Here is a 15,821-nt window from a genome sequence, read left to right on the forward strand (position 1 = left end):
TAGTATGCCTCAGTCCCTTAAACCTAGATAAACGGTGTTTTAGAAGTAACTCCTTTGACAATAAGAAGAAAATTCGCAAAAATTTGTGGAACACCAGGTAGGTGCTTGAAGCTGAACCCTTCTGGCACAACCGCCCTCTTTAAATCAAAAAATGTTTCGATAGTCTTCTATTATTTTGAGCATCACGGCAGAGTCATACTAAAGAATAAATCATCAGTAGCTGCCCCTTGGAAACTAAATTGAGCAACGTGAACGGATAATCATCAATACCGGCTAACTATCTGGGCTGCAGCTTGTCTTATCTGCTCTTCTTCATAAACGAATGAACTAGCTTACTTGTTCAACAGAAACCGCTGCACCATCGTCAAAATGAATCGTCCAGCTCTGCCCGTTGTCTGTTGTCCAAAATGCAGTAACAGCTGTTACACCGTTGACAAGAGCATCTGTCAGCGAGTCCGGCGTGCCAAGATCTTTGACAGCCTGTTCATAAGTGTAGCTTCCGTCAGTAGCAATCCCTTCAAATTTACTCCCGGCAGGTTTTTCCTTCGTTTCCGATACTAGATTTGAAACATTTTTACCAGTAGCAAAATTATCTTTAAAGTTCACACTGATAGTTGTTTTCCCATTGAATTTATTCCAGATAGCCATTTTTGTTTGCGCCCCGCTCAGTTCAGAGTCTACATTTGAGCTAGGATCGCCCAACAAGCCGACAACGTCATCAAAGCTTGAGCCTTTCACATCTTCTACTAAAGGATCTCCTAGCTGGATTTTGGCATATTTCGCTAGGATATCTGTGGTTGGTTCAGCTGGAGTGCTTGTTTTTGTTGTTTCTTCTGTTGTTTCTGCCGAAGAATCTTTACTGGCTGTATTTCCAAAAGGCAATTCTATCGGGATGAATTTCACAGCTGCGAAGCCGCCGCCTCCAAGTAATAAAAGCAGAAGAAACCAGAACCACCATTTTTTTGTTACTGGTTTTTTCTGCATTGCTCTTCTATCTTCTTTTCTTCCCATCATCATGCCTCTTTTCTAGTCTTTATTATTTAATTCAGCATTTCAATCATACAAATCTTTATTTAGAAATACAAGCTGTTTTTCTAAATATTTGAGAGAAAGAGAACAAAATTTTTATTTGGATTGGGTGGTTGTCTAAGCTAGATAAATCAAGCTGGATTTTTTGTTGAAAAAGAGAAGATAAAAGGAGACTAAACAGGAATTTTGAAAAATAAAATACTGCTGTCAGGATATTTCCAACAGCAGCACAGAATTATTTTTTTAAACGGATAACATTGATACGCTGTGAGCTATGAAAGACTCTGAATAAGGGAATGCCATTTTCCTGCTCGGAACAAGAGAGGGAAAGATAAGCAAGACAAAAGGATACCTTGTTTAAAGGTCGATATCAATTATATCACTTTCACCGAAAGTTAGAATATTGTCTTTTGTAAGTGGATAAAGAAAGAGGGCACCCCTAAATCTATTGTTTGGCAAGACATCGATTATTGTAACCCAGGTTTTCTCTGTAGCATTTACCTGAATTAAAATAACGGATCCTATTCTTAATGGGTCCATAGCTGAACGCCTCCATAGCTAAAGATTGCTCTTTTCAAATATTATACTGCTATAACAAACAGAAATAAATATTTATTTAATAAAAAACAAAAACTATATTTTTGATAATAGTCTTATGAACGCTAGTTGTATTAGAAAATTTCATTAATATAGAGGGGATTCAGTTTAAATGAAAGGATGTGTTTAAGCTTAAATATAAATAATCAACTAGCTATGAGTAGTTTTATTAAAAAAAACAAGAAACTATCAAAAAAAGCGGATAGTCTTCTTGATTGAATTTGAGATGGAAAAGTTATTCTTGCAGCTGCTCGTCCTATGTAGAGGGGACTATACCAGTATAGTATAGTCATTTGTTTCAGCTGCGGATTTAGATATACTAAAAGTTTAAGGATAGATGATTGTCTCGTATTTGGATGGTATTTCCAAGCTAGGGATTAAGCAGAAATGTTCTCACCTTATTATCTCCATCAAGTCGATAAAGCGTTGCTTATTTTTTTGTTGCTGTTTTAAATGGCTTCAATGCAGAAATGATAACGTAAAAAAGCAGCAGATTAAAAAGGATTACCAGCAAATCACTTAGCTGAATAAGAGAAAATAGTCTAGGCAACAGGTGGATACCTCCCTGAGCCAATAAGATTCCGGCGACTATTGCTAAAGACGAGGGCTTCATAATGTACACACCAGCCTTTCTAAAATTTTTGAATGTATATCGATTATACAGAGAAAAAAGCAGGGAAAACGTCTTTGGAATATATCTTTTCGCCAATGTAGGGGCAGCCTGTCTGTTGTGCTTTTTACTATTTTTGAGGAAACTATAGTTTCTTTAGGAAAGGTATTTAAAATGAAATTGAATCAACTTAATTTGCGGCAGCTGCTGTACCTCTAAAATTCTCGTTGAGAAACGTTAAAATAGTTGTAATAATGAAGGACACAGCTTGACGTTTTTAGTGAAAACAGGTTGACTAGTATTGGGTAGTAAATATGGATTCAACAGATAAAAGATTTGTATTTTTTGTTTGTTTAAATAACTGGAAGCTGCGCAAAATGACGCAGTTGTCACTTTCTCGGGGGAGAATTCTAAGACATCCAAGAATTATTCTATAAATTCATTGCATATCCTTGATTTTACAATTAAAATAAAGGGAGTATGTCTAAGAAAGTTGGAGGAGTAAATGATTAATCAACCAGGGTCTGTAGAACAGCCGGTTTTAACCAATCAGGAGAAGATGGTTAAGGGATCGGCCTGGATGACAGCAAGCAATATCATTTCCCGCTTATTAGGAGCGGTTTATATCATACCATGGTACGCCTGGATGGGAGAGCATGGGGATGAGGCCAACAGCCTGTTTTCCATGGGCTATACGGTCTATTCTCTGTTCCTGCTGATTTCCACTGCTGGAATTCCGGCGGCAATAGCGAAGCAGACAGCCCATTACAATTCCATGAATGAATACAAAATCAGCCGGCAGCTTTTTTATAAAGCCCTGCAGATGATGGCTGTTTTAGGCGCTGTTTTTGCACTAGTGATGTATCTTGCCTCTCCATTTTTAGCAAAATGGTCTGGCGGCGGGGAAGAACTGATACCGACAATGCGTTCGCTTAGTCTGGCAGTACTTGTATTTCCTTCCATGAGTGTCATCAGAGGCTATTTCCAAGGGAATCAGGACATGATGCCTTTTGCATTGTCACAAATTGTAGAGCAAATTGCCCGGGTCTTCTATATGCTGCTAACAGCCTTTATCATTATGAAGGTGTTGGACGGAAATTATGTGGATGCAGTAACACAATCTACTTTTGCGGCATTTATCGGAATGATTGTCAGCTTCTTAGTTCTGTATTTTTATATGCATAAGCAAAAGCCGATGTTCGACTATCTGGAAGAGCATAGTGCCAATAAGCACAAAGTATCACCACAGGATCTTTTAATTGAGACGTTTAAAGAGGCAATTCCGTTTATTATTGTTGGATCAGGAGTCACGGTTTTCAAGTTGGTTGACCAGTTCACCTTCTCAAACTTTATGCGCTCCTTTACAACCTATTCTGATACGCAGCTGAGAGAGCTTTTCGGTATTTTTAATGCCAATCCTGACAAGCTTACGATGGTCGTGATTGCGCTGGCCACATCTATCGCGTCAACTGGTTTACCTTTAATTACCGAAGCAGTAACTTTGAAAAACTATCGGGGGTTATCTAAGCTAATCAGCAATAATCTCCAGCTGTTTACATTTGTTATGCTGCCGTCTACTTTTGGTATGATTGTCTTGGCACGCCCTCTTTATACGTTGTTTTACCGAACAGATAATCTGGGAACAAATGTGTTGATACAAGCCTGTTACGCCGGGCTGTTTTTAGGCTTATATATGCTGGTTTCAAATATGCTGATGGGAATGTATGGAAATCGGGCAGCAATTAAATTCTTTGGTATTGGCTTTGTCGTGAAGCTGTTGGTTCAATATCCTTGTATTCGTCTATTTGAGGTTTATGGCCCACTAATTGCGACAATGATTGGTTTCAGCGTATCAATTTTCCTGATTGTTCGAAAAATCAAAGAGATGTCCCGATTTAATTTAGGCTTAGTTATGCGTCGCAGCTTGCTGATCTTGATTATTAGCTTGATTATGGTGGCGGCAGCCTTTCTTACAAGACAGGTTCTCTACTTATTTTTAAGTCCGGATCGTAAGGTTCAGGCCTTTGTTATTGTCTTGCTGGTAGCAGCGGTAGGGGTTGCTGTATATGGCTACCTAACCTTGAAAATACGGCTGGCAGATCGCCTGCTTGGAAAAAATGTGAATGGTTTGCGCAGCAAAGTTAAAATAAAATAAAAAGTCATGTTGGTTCGAGAGTAATTTCCCGGACCAACATTTTTTTAAGAAAATGCAGGGCGGTTTGTATGAAGCAGGAGGTAAAGAAGATATGATGCGTTTGGATAAATTTTTATCAGATACAGGCTGCGGCAGCCGAAAAGATGTAAAAAAACTGTTAAAGCAAGGAGCGATTACAGTTGATGGGAAAATGGTGAAGGACGGTAAGCTAAAGGTCGATGAGCTTATGGATAAGGTAGCATACAACGGTGAAGAGCTGCACTACCAGAAATACTATTACTACATGCTGAACAAGCCGCAAGGGGTTATTTCAGCCACAGAAGATAAATATGATGAAACGGTCGTTGACCTGTTGTCCGATGCAGATTTCAGGGAAGATATTTTTCCCGTTGGACGTCTGGACAAGGATACAGAAGGACTATTGGTTTTGACCAACGATGGCCAGCTGGCACATCGTTTGCTATCGCCAAAAAAACATGTGGATAAAGAGTATTTTGCCCGTATTTCCGGAATCGTCACTGAAGCGGATGTAAAACAGTTTGCAGAAGGTTTTCAGTTGAAAAACGGCGAGGCAGTGAAGCCTAGTCAGCTGTTTATCGATCAGCTGGATGAAAAATTAGGGGAAACAGAGATTCGCCTAGTCATTCAGGAAGGGAAATTTCATCAGGTGAAGCGCATGTTTGAAGCAGTGGATAAAAAAGTGGTGTATTTAAAACGTCTCAGAATGGGACGGCTGATATTAGATGATAGCCTTGATTTAGGGAATTACCGACCGCTGACAAATGAAGAATATCAGCTTTTAGACCCGGATTTCGAGGGAAAATAGCAGTATTTAGCTAATAGCTGGGCTGTGATAAAATACCGAATTTCAAAAGCATCAACTCTTAGTACAATCTTTTTTAACAGCTGATATTTTCGAGATGGGATCAGTGCTACAGCATTTGGCTGCCGTTTATTAGATTTTGAAATGTGACAGTGTGCCTTGTATCTTGGCTGCACTGTCACATTTTTTATTTCTCTGAAGTTTGTTCATATCGCTTCATATAGGAAGACAGGTGTGCGGAAATGCTTGTTGGCAGGACGACATAGCTGTCTTTTGCCAACTCTTCTCCAATCAGACTATGGAGATAAACGGCCGCGCAAAGAGCGTGCTCTTTGGCATCAAACTGAGCAATAAAGCCGGCAATCATCCCAGCTAAAGTATCTCCCGTGCCACCTGTAGCCATTGCTGGTGTACCAACCGTATTTAAGTATGAATTATGAGGCGTGTAAATTCGAGTGCGATGACTTTTAACTACGATTGAGGCTTGCAGCTTCTGCTGGGTGAGCTGATTATTTTCATCAGTTTGTTTAGCAAGGGGAAGACCGCTGATTCTTTCCCACTCCTTTTGATGAGGTGTAAGGATAATCTGCTCCGGATGATTCAAAGAAACTGCCATATCGGCAAGCAGCGTAATAGCAGAACCATCGATAATTACCCACTGATTTTCCAGCTGATTTCGCAAGACAAACCGCAACAGCTTTCGACTATGATTCTCTAAGCCTAGACCAGGACCGATTAATACAACATCGGCTGTATCTAAAGCTGTCTTAACTAATTCAAGATCGTACCAGTTGATAACCATAGCTTCCGGCAAACGGGCGTGCAGGGGTGCATGGTTTTTTTCCTCAGTAATGACCGTAGTCAGACCTGCACCAGAGGCAACTGCGGCCTGTGCGCTCATGATGATGGCTCCGCCGTATTGGCTGTTTCCTCCGATTAAAACAACCCGTCCGTAGGTTCCTTTATGGCTGTCTTCTGGTCTTTGCCGAATGACTTGGGGCAAAATTTCTCTGGATAGCTGTTTCACAAGCTCCCTCCTTTTCTTTTACAAGTTTATTATAGCGAAAGAAACAGTATTAGAAAAAAATAAAATGCGGCGGCACCTTTTTATTTTTATGAAGGATAATGGTATGATGGGAAGGTAGAATATTATATTAGGAGTGACTGAGGATGACAATCAATTGGCAAAAAGAAGTGGAAGAACGCAAAGAAGCGCTTCTTGAAGACTTACAGAACTTATTGCGTATTAACAGTGAGAGAGACGACAATCAAGTGACGAAGGATGCTCCTTTTGGTCCCGGACCTAAAGCGGCTCTGGAACACATGCTGGACTATGGTGTACGGGACGGCTTCACTGTTAAAAACGTCGATAATTATGCTGGACATATTGAGTATGGTGAAGGAGACGAAACTTTAGGTATCTTTGGACACATGGACGTTGTGCCTGCTGGAGATGGCTGGGATACAGATCCTTACGAACCAGTGATTAAGGATGGTAAAATCTTTGCCCGTGGATCAAGTGATGACAAAGGACCAAGTATGGCAGCATACTATGGTTTGAAAATTATTAAAGAGCTTGGGCTGCCGTTGTCTAAGAAAATTCGTTTTGTTGTAGGAAGCGATGAGGAAAGCGGCTGGGGAGATATGGATTACTATTTCCAGCATGAAGAAGCACCTGATTTTGGTTTTTCTCCAGATGCTGAATTTCCAATTATCAATGGCGAAAAAGGCAATGCAACCTTGTATGCGCATTTCAATGGTTCCAATACTGGAAAAACGAAACTGGTCAGCTTCCATTCTGGTTTACGGATAAACATGGTTCCAGGAACAGCTGAAGCGGCAATTTTAACTGAAACAGCTGAAGAGTTGATTGCTATGAAAGAAGCATTTGAAGCGTTTGTTGACAAACAGCCGATTAGCGGTTCATTTACAGCAGCTGGAAATACAGCTGGGCTTACAATTGTTGGTAAAGGTGCTCATGGGGCAAGTCCTCAGTCTGGAATTAATGCGGCAACCTTTTTAGCTGTATTTTTAAATGACTATGATTTTGCAGGTGATGGAAAAACATTCCTTAATACAGCAGCACACATCCATGAAGATTTTTATGGAGAAAAATTAGGAGTAGCCTATGAGGATGAGAAGATGGGCCGTCTGACAATGAACGCTGGCTTGTTTGTTTTTGAAGAAGAAAGCACGGAAGGCAACAAGATTAGCTTGAACTTCCGCTATCCTAAAGGGACAACTGTGGAAGAGTTGAAATCCGGTGTGCAGCAATCAATTGGAGTTGACGGTGTTGAAATCGTTCAGGATGACCGCAATCAAGAGCCTCATTATGTTCCTGTGGACGATCCGTTGGTAGAAACGCTGTTGAAGGTTTATGAAGATCATACAGGAGAAAAAGGCTCAGAAAAGATTATTGGCGGCGGAACATATGGCCGTTTACTGAAGCGCGGGGTAGCCTATGGCGCGATGTTCCCTGGCTACACTGATACTATGCATCAGGCAAATGAATTTATGGAACTGGACGATTTGTTCCGGGCAGCAGCAATTTATGCCGATGCAATGTATCGTCTGGCAAAATAGCGTACGGAAAAGGGCATGTTATTTAAGCAAAGCAGTCCAATTATGAACACAATTTTTGAGAAGTGTAACTAGAATAAAAAATATACGAAAGAGCCGACAGAGCTAATCCATTATTATCTAAAAAGGTCCCAGCGAATTGCAACATGTTCGCTGAGACCTTTTTTGATTGAGTATAAATTTTCAATACCTATTTTTAGATAAGAACAACCTTTTCCATCGGAGCACCAGGCTGATGGTGGCCTTCAAGCTGATAATCTCCAGCAAAACGGGCGACTTTGTCCATGTTGGTTACGACAACAATAATTGAGGTATCCTTCGCTTTCTTATTCAGGATATCTAAATCCATATAGGCAATTTTTGTGTTGGCAGCTACATGCTGTCCTTCTGTGACGAAAAGCTGAAAGCCATTGCCGTTTAGGCTGACTGTATCAATTCCCATATGAATCAGAACGTCAAGACCATTATCTGTGGTAATACCTATGGCGTGTTTAGTTGGGAAGATGGACGTTACTTTTCCAGTAACTGGTGAGAAAACTTCCCCTGAAAGAGACTTCATGGCATAGCCGTCGCCGACCATTTTACTTGAAAAAACAGAATCATTAACATCTTCTAAAGGAATGTACTGACCATCCGTAACAGCAGTCAACTCAATTTCATTAGTGAAGCTGCCGTTGTCAGCAGCTTCTTTCGGTACTAGGAAGTAAGCGATGGCAAAAGAAGTGCCCAAAGCAATCACAATCCCTAATACAGCAAAAATGAAATATTCTCCAATATATGCCGGCAGGCTGAAAATACTGGATAAAATGTAGCCGTAAATTCGAACGCCAAAGAAGCTGATAAATGCTGAAGCAACGGAACTGCCGATAGTTGCTGCAAAAAACGCTTTTTTATACTTGGTTAAAACACCAAACAAGGCCGGCTCTGTAATTCCTAATAAACCAGATACTGCAGAAGAAATAATAATTGATTTTTCTTCTTTGGATTTTACTTTAGTATACATTGCCGCAGCAGCTCCTGTGATTGCCATATTTGCCATAAACATCATGGGCATCAGCATATCGTAGCCTTGATTCGCAAAATTCTGTAAGGCGATAGGCGTCATTGCATGGTGAAGACCTGTTAAAATGGCAATTGGGCGAATTGCACCTACAATGATTCCGGCAAGAACTGGCGAAATGGAGAATAACCAGCTGACGCCGTCAGCTAAAAGATTGCCTAAATGAATGCCGGCTGGTCCAATAACAACGAGTGCCAGCAATCCGGAAACAAAAAGAGAGAGTGTAGGAGTAAAAACTGTCCGAAGGACTTCCGGCAATATTTTATCCACCCAACGATAGATATAACTTAGACATAAGACCGAAAAAATAATGGGGATTACAGTTCCAGCGTAATTGAAAACAGGTACAGGCAAAAAACCAAAAACAAGGAATTGGGAGACATCTCCCTGCGTCAATGCTTCAGTCATTGTTGGAAATTGAAGCGTCGCAGCAATGGCAATAGCCAAGTATTGATTTGTTCTAAAAATCTTAGCAGCTGAAGCAGCTACAAAAAAAGGTAGAAAGGTGAAAACACCACTGGCTAACATGTTGATGACGATGTAAGTAGGTGATTCTGCTGAAATTAGATTAAGTGCAGCTAAACCAGCAATCAGCCCTTTAATCATACCTGCACCAGCGATAGCTGGAACAATTGGTCCGAAAACACCGGAGACTGTATCCATAAACAGAGATACTAGTCCCTTTTTTTCACCATTAGCTGTTTCTTGCCGCTCGCTATCTAAGCCCAGTATTTTGGCTAGAGTCTGATAGTAGTCAGCAACAGCTGTGCCAATCACAATTTGAAGCTGATCGCTTTGATATTTTGTACCAACCACACCAGAAATTTTTTCCAGAGCGGCATAATCAATTTTTTCTTTGTCTTTCAGATTGAAGCGGAGGCGAGTCATACAGTGCCAAGCATTGTTGATGTTTTCTTTTCCGCCGACCCCTTGAATTATTTGAGTAATGGCTTGTTCATATTTCATCTAATCATCCTTTTTACTAGATTTCTTTCGGCCGATTGATTCCGTTTACAAATTTGATGATAGCATGGAATTTAATTTTTGAAAACCAGTCCTAAAAAATAGTTTATTGTATAAAAATGCTTATTTAAAGGCGTTTATGATTGGTTTTGTTGTGAATTGGACTGTTTTTATGTTGTTTTCGGGACATTATTCAGTCCAAATTGACAAAGGCTGTTTCTGCGTGGTTCAATAGCTTCTGTAAGACAAACACGATGACAAGGATGATGATAAATGACACCAACAATTATTACGGATGTAAAAAGCTTTGCAATTAAACCAGACCGGCATAATCTTGTTGTTGTAAAACTTGAGACCAATAAAGATATCCACGGATTAGGCTGTGCAACCTTCCAGTTTCGTCCGCTGGCTGTGAAAACAATGATTGATGAGTATTTGAAGCCCCTGTTGATTGGACGAGATGCCAATGAGATTGAAGACCTGTGGCAGGTGATGCATGTTAACGCATATTGGCGCAATGGACCGGTTATCAATAATGCAATTTCCGGAGTTGACATGGCTTTGTGGGATATTAAAGGAAAGCTGGCAGAAATGCCTCTATACCAGCTGCTGGGTGGAAAGGCACGGACAGCAATTCCAGCATATACACATGCTGTTGCAGAGGATTTGCCGGCGCTTTTTGAAGAGATTAATCGTATACGTCAGGAGGGGTATCAATATATCCGCTGCCAGCTGGGCTTTTATGGCGGCAGCCCGACTAGGTTGAACACGCCGGACAGTCCGCTGTCAGGCTCCTACTTTGATCAGCAGCAGTATATGGATACTACTTTGAAAATGTTCCAGGCAGTCAGAGAGACTTATGGAAACAGCTTTCAGATGCTTCATGATGTTCATGAACGTCTTCACCCAAATCAGGCACTGCAGTTTGCTAAGGCAGCTGAAGAATATCAATTATTCTTTCTGGAGGACATTCTTCCGCCTACTCAAAATGAATGGCTGTCCCAGCTGCGCAGTCAGTCGACCACTCCGATTGCATCAGGCGAGCTCTTTAATAATCCGATGGAGTGGAAGCAGCTGATTATCAACCGCCAAATTGATTTTATGCGAGTCCATGTATCCCAGATAGGCGGTATCACCCCGGCAATAAAACTAGCTCATTTTTGTGAAGCGATGGGTGTTCGGATGGCTTGGCATACACCGTCAGATATTACTCCGGTAGGGTTGGCGGTTAATACGCACTTGAACATCCATCTTCATAATGCTGCAATACAGGAAAATATTCCGGTTCCTGAAAACACGCTGCGTTTGTTTGATAAGACACCTGCAGCTAAGAAAGGCTATTTCTACCCAATCGAAGAAGCAGGTATTGGTGTTTCTTTTGATGAGGCAGCAGCGCTGGATTATCCTGCGGAGTATCGTCCCCATGAATGGACACAGAGCCGCACGCCGGATGGAACGATTGTGACGCCGTAAATAAAATGAAGAGACAGCTGAGTCATTACCGGGCTCAGCTGTTTCTTGCTTCATGAATTTCTCTGTCAAAGGGACGGATATAAGTACAGGTGTAATCAATGGCAGTAATCTCGCTATATTCGAAGACACGCCCGTCCTCCAACAGACAGCGGTTTTGAATCAGCATAGCCGGCGTTCCTTTTTTACATAGTAAGAGCTCAGACTGATTTCGTGAAATAGTTGTCGGTGTATAGCTGGTGATGTAGTGAGAGATGCGAAAACCTTTCTTTTCCACATATTCCTGAATGGAATGCTCTACATGTTTTCTTGAAAGGTCAGGAAATAAAGCTGCCGGCATTTTTGACAGCTCAATTTGTTCAAAAGAATAGTCGACAATACGAGCCCTTTCGAACACCCAGATTTCTTGTGTTTCCTCTAATTGAAATATTTGTTCTTCTTCTGATGTAGATAATCTCTTTTCAAGAGAAAGCAGCTTGGAGCTAATGCGGTCATAAGGTGTTCTAGTTAATGAATTAAAAATTAACGGATTTTTCTTCAAGCGTTCCTGAATATAAATTCCTGAACCTTGCACAGTATAAACTACGCCAATTTCCTGCAGATTTTTAATAGCCTCCTGAATAGTAAAACGGGAAACCTGATAAGTAGCTGCAAGCGTCCGCTGATTCGGTAGTTTACCACTCTCGAAATGATCTTGATAAATTTTGCTCAATAAATCCTGTACGATAAATTCCTTCTTTTTCATCAGTTCATCCTTTGTTGTTTTTTAATATCTCAAATACAGCTCTGTATTTGAGATAGCTTAGGTTTCTCTAGTCTCAGTTCGTTTTCTTCTAATGCTTCTGATGGTATCATCATTTATTCGATGTAGCAATTAGAAATATGGTATTCAATCTAGAAGAAAATTGATGTTTAGCTCACAAAAATTCAAGCATATTCATTCATGAAACATTCTGCTTCCTGCTATACTGAAAATAGCTAGAGACAGAAATGGAGAGTGTGAAAATGAAAAAAGCTGTATTAATTGTAAATCCCAGTTCTGGTAATGAAGAGGCGAAGAAATATGAACAATTGGCTTATGAGAAGCTGACGAGTTTGTTTGATCATGTTGAGGTACAGCATACAGAAGGAAGCGGCGACGCAACGGAATTTGCCAGACAGGCAGTTCTGGAAAAAGCGGATAGTGTGTTTGCCATGGGTGGTGATGGAACCGTGAATGAGGTAATCAATGGTTTAGCTGAACAAGATTATCGGCCAAAGTTCGGTTTCTTTCCTTTAGGGACAGTTAATGACTTAGCCCGTTCTTTAAATATTTCGATGGAACCGGAGGAAGCAATTAAAGAGCTAAATCTGAAAAATAGAATCCAATTAGATGTTGGCAAGGTCAATGATGTCTATTTTACCAATATTGTTGCTGCCGGCAGTATTCCAGAAGCAATCAGTGATGTAGATGTTGAAGAAAAGACGAAGCTTGGAAAATTGGCTTATTTCATTTCAGGCTTTAAGCAGGTTCTAAATAATGACAGCTATCATTTTTCATTGGAAATAGACGGTGAAAAGAAATTAATTGAAAGCAGTACGGTTGTCGTTGTTTTAACCCAGACAGTTGGGGGCTATGAACGTGTTGTGCCAGAAGCGAAGCCGAATGACGGTAAGCTTTATCTGCTTTATTTGAAAGATCAGACAATTACAGACACAATCAAAAGTGTACCGGATATTTTAAAGGGGATTGACCATACTAGTGAAACAATTGGCTATCAGCCTTTTACAGAAGGTAGTCTATTTGTAAAAGAAGAAGTTGAACTGCATCCCAGTGTAGATGGAGATGAAGGACCTGAGCTACCCCTGCATTTTAAGGTACTTCCGCAGCATTTGGAGGTTTATTGCGGTTCCAAGTAAATCATTTGAAAGGCTGGGCTATGTGTTTCTGCGGTTACTTGCCGCTGTGGGATACTGACGAGTGTTTTCATAGTATTATTTATTCGAAAATTAGCGAAAACAGAGAGTCGGACATGTATTTATGTCCGTGCTCTCTGTTTTATTTAAATGATTCCAGTGATTGTTCATTTGACGCTTAATCTGTTATTTATACATAAAGAATCTAAAAAAATAGATTTGGAGTAAATGCAGGACACTTTAGCTTTGAAAGCAACTTTCTTCTGTCGCGAACGCTATCTCCAAAACTTGGTAAAGTCTGCTTTGTCAGCTATATTAAAATCAATCAATTTTTTTAATAAGTCATAATTGATATCCTGAGCCCAGTTGACTCTAATGATATTTTCAGTATGGTCATAACCAGCTTGTTCAATTTCTTCTTTAAATTGCTTCAAGGTTTTCACTTCTGGAGAAATAGAAAAATGTTTTTTAGAGATACTGAATCCAATAATAAAGGTTCCGTGGTCTGTAAACATTGGCTGATTCCATTTTATGACAGGAACCAGGCTTGGGTACTGCTTTGTAATCCAAGCCAAAAGAACAGTCATTGCAGCTCGTTCTTTTGGCTGATCAATTTTGCTAAGGTACTCTTCTAAAATAGCCATAGATATTCTCCTTTCTTGTTATAATGATAGTATAGTGGCTGCGTGGATAAAGCTCAAATAATCCGGAAAATAGGGGAGCAATGGCTGTAGAGGAAGGGAGATCCTTCGGGAGACAACAGCTTGCTTTTGATAGAGAAAGTAACGTAGTTTGTACAAGCGAAGCTTTGAAATTGTCAGAGGTCATATTTATAAGTGCGATACCTGGGTTTTTCTCGCTGATAAACACAGAAAATAGAAATATCATTTTAATCTTTTTTGGAGGGGGACATATTAGCTGGGTTCTCATTAAGAATTAGGAGGTTAAAACAGATGAATGTAGAAGAGATAAGAATAAAATTAAATAAAAAAGCTGTGGTGTTCAAGACGGGAGGCTTCAGACCTACACACTTGCTGGAAGAGCATTGGATAGGTGCGGTACCTTATTCTTTACAGCAGGAGCAGCTGCCGGTGGATGAAAATGGTATAAAAATGATTCCGTTACTGCAAATTAATCTCGAGGCACTGCCCTATGTACCAGACTCGCTGAAAGCAGTTAAACTGATTTCAGTATTTATTTCTTTAAATTTTAAACCAGTTGGAGAGAATTTAATAAGTTATTTTTGTATTCGCGAATATGCATACTTAAATAAGTTGATTTTTACTGATTATAAAAATGAAGATTCATTTATCAAGCCCTGTCCAATGTCTGTTCATTTAGTAGAAGAGGATAGTCCTATGTGGGATTCTGCTGATATACCAACTGATATTTCTGATGAAATTTTATTATTGGAAGAGCAAGAAGAAGTTGATTACGAAGAAGATATAGCAGTGCATCATTATGAAACAAAAGTTGGCGGCTACGGTTCTTATATACAAGGACATTTAGGTTTTCCCGAGGGCTTTGATTTTGCTTTTCAGATATCTTCCGACGAAAAAGCTAATTTAAATATTGTCAGTAATGGGCGTCTCTATTTTGCAAGAAATTCAAATTCAGGAGCTTGGTATGTAGACTGTGATTTTTTCTAAAGCCAGTAAAAAGTTAAGTATGAGAAAGGATAGTAGCGTTTTGCTGAATTATATAACGTTTATTTAAAATATTCTGGTTATCTTCTAATCATTTTGTCAGTTAATGACTGTGTTTTATTTATCTATTTTATTAATTAAAAAACATTCATTATGATTGAAAACGTAGAATAGATGTAATAGATTTAAAGTATCTGTCAAAGATAGACTAGTATTTTTGTCAAGATATGGAACGGCTCTAAAAACTAATAGCTAATGTTCAGATCTGGATAATAAGAAAGGTTATTAAACGAATCATGATTAAGAATAAGGTAGTAACTATAAAAAATGATATTCAGGAAAGAGAGAAAAAAGCATTACAGCAGGCGTTAAGGATTCTAGATATGCAGTTTGACAACTATCTTTCAAAAGAATTAGATGACCCTGAAGTTATCGGAGACGGCTACATTTGTTTGGCATCCAATAACTTATTTTCAATACTGCGGATTGATGCTAAGTATTTGAATGAGCAGGGCTTTAACAAAGTATTTAAGTACATAAAAAATTATTGTCGAATCCAAGGGTTGAATTTAAAGGTAATAGAGCGGGATAAAAACTTTTTTTTTGTAAAAATTGTCTTTATTGAATATCGTTCCCTAAGGGTTCGAATAAGAGAGTATTTCAGCTTTCTGATTAGTCGTTATCTGTTATCTAACTGAAACCGCCAAATGGATAGTTTTAATGAGCTCCAATCAAAAAACGGGAGTGGGACATAATCCACTCTCAAAAAGAAAACAAGCTCGATTTTGATGATGAATGTCAAAATCGGGCTTGTTTTTTCTTCTTCCCTTCTCTTTCTCTCCATATATTTCCCTAATTCTCTTAAATTTAGTGCCATGAGAGCCAAACCAACATCAATCTTCGCTCCTTGTTTTCCACGTAAATGGAAACGATGGAACGCCAAATGAGCCTTTAGATGCCCAAACACTGGTTCTACATCGATTTTCCGTTGT

General features: G+C 39.5%; 15 protein-coding genes. 7 read left to right on the plus strand and 8 right to left on the minus strand.

Annotated features, from left to right (window positions below):
• Window positions 1–327: 327 nt before the first annotated feature.
• The 3 genes from AC1Z3K_RS12675 to AC1Z3K_RS12685 form a co-directional block, all read right to left on the minus strand.
• Window positions 328–1,011 carry a DUF3862 domain-containing protein gene (locus AC1Z3K_RS12675; RefSeq protein ID WP_461732899.1) on the minus strand — a complete coding sequence of 228 codons (684 nt, stop codon included), beginning with the start codon at window positions 1,009–1,011 and terminating at the stop codon, window positions 328–330.
• Between the two features lie 375 nt (window positions 1,012–1,386).
• Entirely contained in the window at window positions 1,387–1,569 is a 183-nt protein-coding gene (locus AC1Z3K_RS12680) for a hypothetical protein (RefSeq protein ID WP_461732900.1), read from the minus strand.
• A gap of 487 nt (window positions 1,570–2,056) precedes the next feature.
• Window positions 2,057–2,239, minus strand: a complete 183-nt coding sequence (locus AC1Z3K_RS12685; RefSeq protein ID WP_426084263.1) for a hypothetical protein — start codon at window positions 2,237–2,239, stop codon at window positions 2,057–2,059.
• A 502-nt stretch (window positions 2,240–2,741) separates the two neighbouring features.
• Here AC1Z3K_RS12685 and AC1Z3K_RS12690 point away from each other — a divergent pair.
• Window positions 2,742–4,391: a putative polysaccharide biosynthesis protein gene (locus tag AC1Z3K_RS12690; RefSeq protein ID WP_461732901.1), complete on the plus strand. Its 1,650-nt coding sequence runs from the start codon at window positions 2,742–2,744 to the stop codon at window positions 4,389–4,391.
• A 94-nt stretch (window positions 4,392–4,485) separates the two neighbouring features.
• Window positions 4,486–5,217, plus strand: coding sequence for a pseudouridine synthase (locus AC1Z3K_RS12695; RefSeq protein WP_461732910.1), 732 nt, complete (start codon window positions 4,486–4,488; stop codon window positions 5,215–5,217).
• 184 nt (window positions 5,218–5,401) lie between these two features.
• On the opposite strand, the gene AC1Z3K_RS12700 is transcribed toward AC1Z3K_RS12695, so the two are convergent.
• Complete coding sequence (locus AC1Z3K_RS12700; protein WP_461732902.1) at window positions 5,402–6,241, minus strand: NAD(P)H-hydrate dehydratase; 840 nt, start codon at window positions 6,239–6,241, stop codon at window positions 5,402–5,404.
• A 143-nt stretch (window positions 6,242–6,384) separates the two neighbouring features.
• Between AC1Z3K_RS12700 and pepV the strand changes: the two genes are divergently transcribed.
• Entirely contained in the window at window positions 6,385–7,797 is a 1,413-nt protein-coding gene (gene pepV, locus AC1Z3K_RS12705; RefSeq protein ID WP_426084260.1) for a dipeptidase PepV, read from the plus strand.
• Between the two features lie 193 nt (window positions 7,798–7,990).
• Here pepV and AC1Z3K_RS12710 read toward each other — a convergent pair whose 3' ends face one another.
• Window positions 7,991–9,820, minus strand: a complete 1,830-nt coding sequence (locus tag AC1Z3K_RS12710; RefSeq protein ID WP_461732903.1) for a glucose PTS transporter subunit IIA — start codon at window positions 9,818–9,820, stop codon at window positions 7,991–7,993.
• Between the two features lie 270 nt (window positions 9,821–10,090).
• Here AC1Z3K_RS12710 and AC1Z3K_RS12715 point away from each other — a divergent pair, with 270 nt between their 5' ends.
• Window positions 10,091–11,290: an enolase C-terminal domain-like protein gene (locus tag AC1Z3K_RS12715; protein WP_426084258.1), complete on the plus strand. Its 1,200-nt coding sequence runs from the start codon at window positions 10,091–10,093 to the stop codon at window positions 11,288–11,290.
• Window positions 11,291–11,324: 34 nt separating this feature from the next.
• Here the strand turns inward: AC1Z3K_RS12715 and AC1Z3K_RS12720 are convergent, their stop codons facing one another.
• Window positions 11,325–12,032: a GntR family transcriptional regulator gene (locus AC1Z3K_RS12720; RefSeq protein WP_426084257.1), complete on the minus strand. Its 708-nt coding sequence runs from the start codon at window positions 12,030–12,032 to the stop codon at window positions 11,325–11,327.
• 260 nt (window positions 12,033–12,292) lie between these two features.
• On the opposite strand from AC1Z3K_RS12720, the gene AC1Z3K_RS12725 reads away from it, so the two are divergent.
• Window positions 12,293–13,186, plus strand: a complete 894-nt coding sequence (locus tag AC1Z3K_RS12725; protein ID WP_426084256.1) for a diacylglycerol/lipid kinase family protein — start codon at window positions 12,293–12,295, stop codon at window positions 13,184–13,186.
• Between the two features lie 272 nt (window positions 13,187–13,458).
• On the opposite strand, the gene AC1Z3K_RS12730 is transcribed toward AC1Z3K_RS12725, so the two are convergent.
• Complete coding sequence (locus tag AC1Z3K_RS12730) at window positions 13,459–13,827, minus strand: iron chaperone (RefSeq protein WP_461732904.1); 369 nt, start codon at window positions 13,825–13,827, stop codon at window positions 13,459–13,461.
• Between the two features lie 309 nt (window positions 13,828–14,136).
• Between AC1Z3K_RS12730 and AC1Z3K_RS12735 the strand changes: the two genes are divergently transcribed.
• Complete coding sequence (locus AC1Z3K_RS12735) at window positions 14,137–14,832, plus strand: DUF1963 domain-containing protein (RefSeq protein ID WP_461732905.1); 696 nt, start codon at window positions 14,137–14,139, stop codon at window positions 14,830–14,832.
• Between the two features lie 293 nt (window positions 14,833–15,125).
• Window positions 15,126–15,527, plus strand: coding sequence for a hypothetical protein (locus AC1Z3K_RS12740; protein ID WP_426084253.1), 402 nt, complete (start codon window positions 15,126–15,128; stop codon window positions 15,525–15,527).
• On the opposite strand, the gene AC1Z3K_RS12745 is transcribed toward AC1Z3K_RS12740, so the two are convergent.
• A partial coding sequence (locus tag AC1Z3K_RS12745; protein ID WP_461732906.1) for a transposase occupies window positions 15,509–15,821 on the minus strand: 313 nt, incomplete at its 5' end. The two genes, AC1Z3K_RS12740 and AC1Z3K_RS12745, sit on opposite strands and share 19 nt — an antisense overlap.

Source organism: Enterococcus sp. LJL128 (assembly GCF_056924295.1).

Excerpts from the sequence above, each read along its gene's own strand:
- AC1Z3K_RS12675 (WP_461732899.1), bottom strand. The coding sequence starts at position 1,011 with ATGGGAAGAAAAGAAGATAGAAGAGCAATGCAGAAAAAACCAGTAACA.
- AC1Z3K_RS12680 (WP_461732900.1), bottom strand. The coding sequence starts at position 1,569 with ATGGACCCATTAAGAATAGGATCCGTTATTTTAATTCAGGTAAATGCT.
- AC1Z3K_RS12685 (WP_426084263.1), bottom strand. The coding sequence starts at position 2,239 with ATGAAGCCCTCGTCTTTAGCAATAGTCGCCGGAATCTTATTGGCTCAG.
- AC1Z3K_RS12690 (WP_461732901.1), top strand. The coding sequence starts at position 2,742 with ATGATTAATCAACCAGGGTCTGTAGAACAGCCGGTTTTAACCAATCAG.
- AC1Z3K_RS12695 (WP_461732910.1), top strand. The coding sequence starts at position 4,486 with ATGCGTTTGGATAAATTTTTATCAGATACAGGCTGCGGCAGCCGAAAA.
- pepV (WP_426084260.1), top strand. The coding sequence starts at position 6,385 with ATGACAATCAATTGGCAAAAAGAAGTGGAAGAACGCAAAGAAGCGCTT.
- AC1Z3K_RS12710 (WP_461732903.1), bottom strand. The coding sequence starts at position 9,820 with ATGAAATATGAACAAGCCATTACTCAAATAATTCAAGGGGTCGGCGGA.
- AC1Z3K_RS12715 (WP_426084258.1), top strand. The coding sequence starts at position 10,091 with ATGACACCAACAATTATTACGGATGTAAAAAGCTTTGCAATTAAACCA.
- AC1Z3K_RS12720 (WP_426084257.1), bottom strand. The coding sequence starts at position 12,032 with ATGAAAAAGAAGGAATTTATCGTACAGGATTTATTGAGCAAAATTTAT.
- AC1Z3K_RS12725 (WP_426084256.1), top strand. The coding sequence starts at position 12,293 with ATGAAAAAAGCTGTATTAATTGTAAATCCCAGTTCTGGTAATGAAGAG.
- AC1Z3K_RS12730 (WP_461732904.1), bottom strand. The coding sequence starts at position 13,827 with ATGGCTATTTTAGAAGAGTACCTTAGCAAAATTGATCAGCCAAAAGAA.
- AC1Z3K_RS12735 (WP_461732905.1), top strand. The coding sequence starts at position 14,137 with ATGAATGTAGAAGAGATAAGAATAAAATTAAATAAAAAAGCTGTGGTG.
- AC1Z3K_RS12740 (WP_426084253.1), top strand. The coding sequence starts at position 15,126 with ATGATTAAGAATAAGGTAGTAACTATAAAAAATGATATTCAGGAAAGA.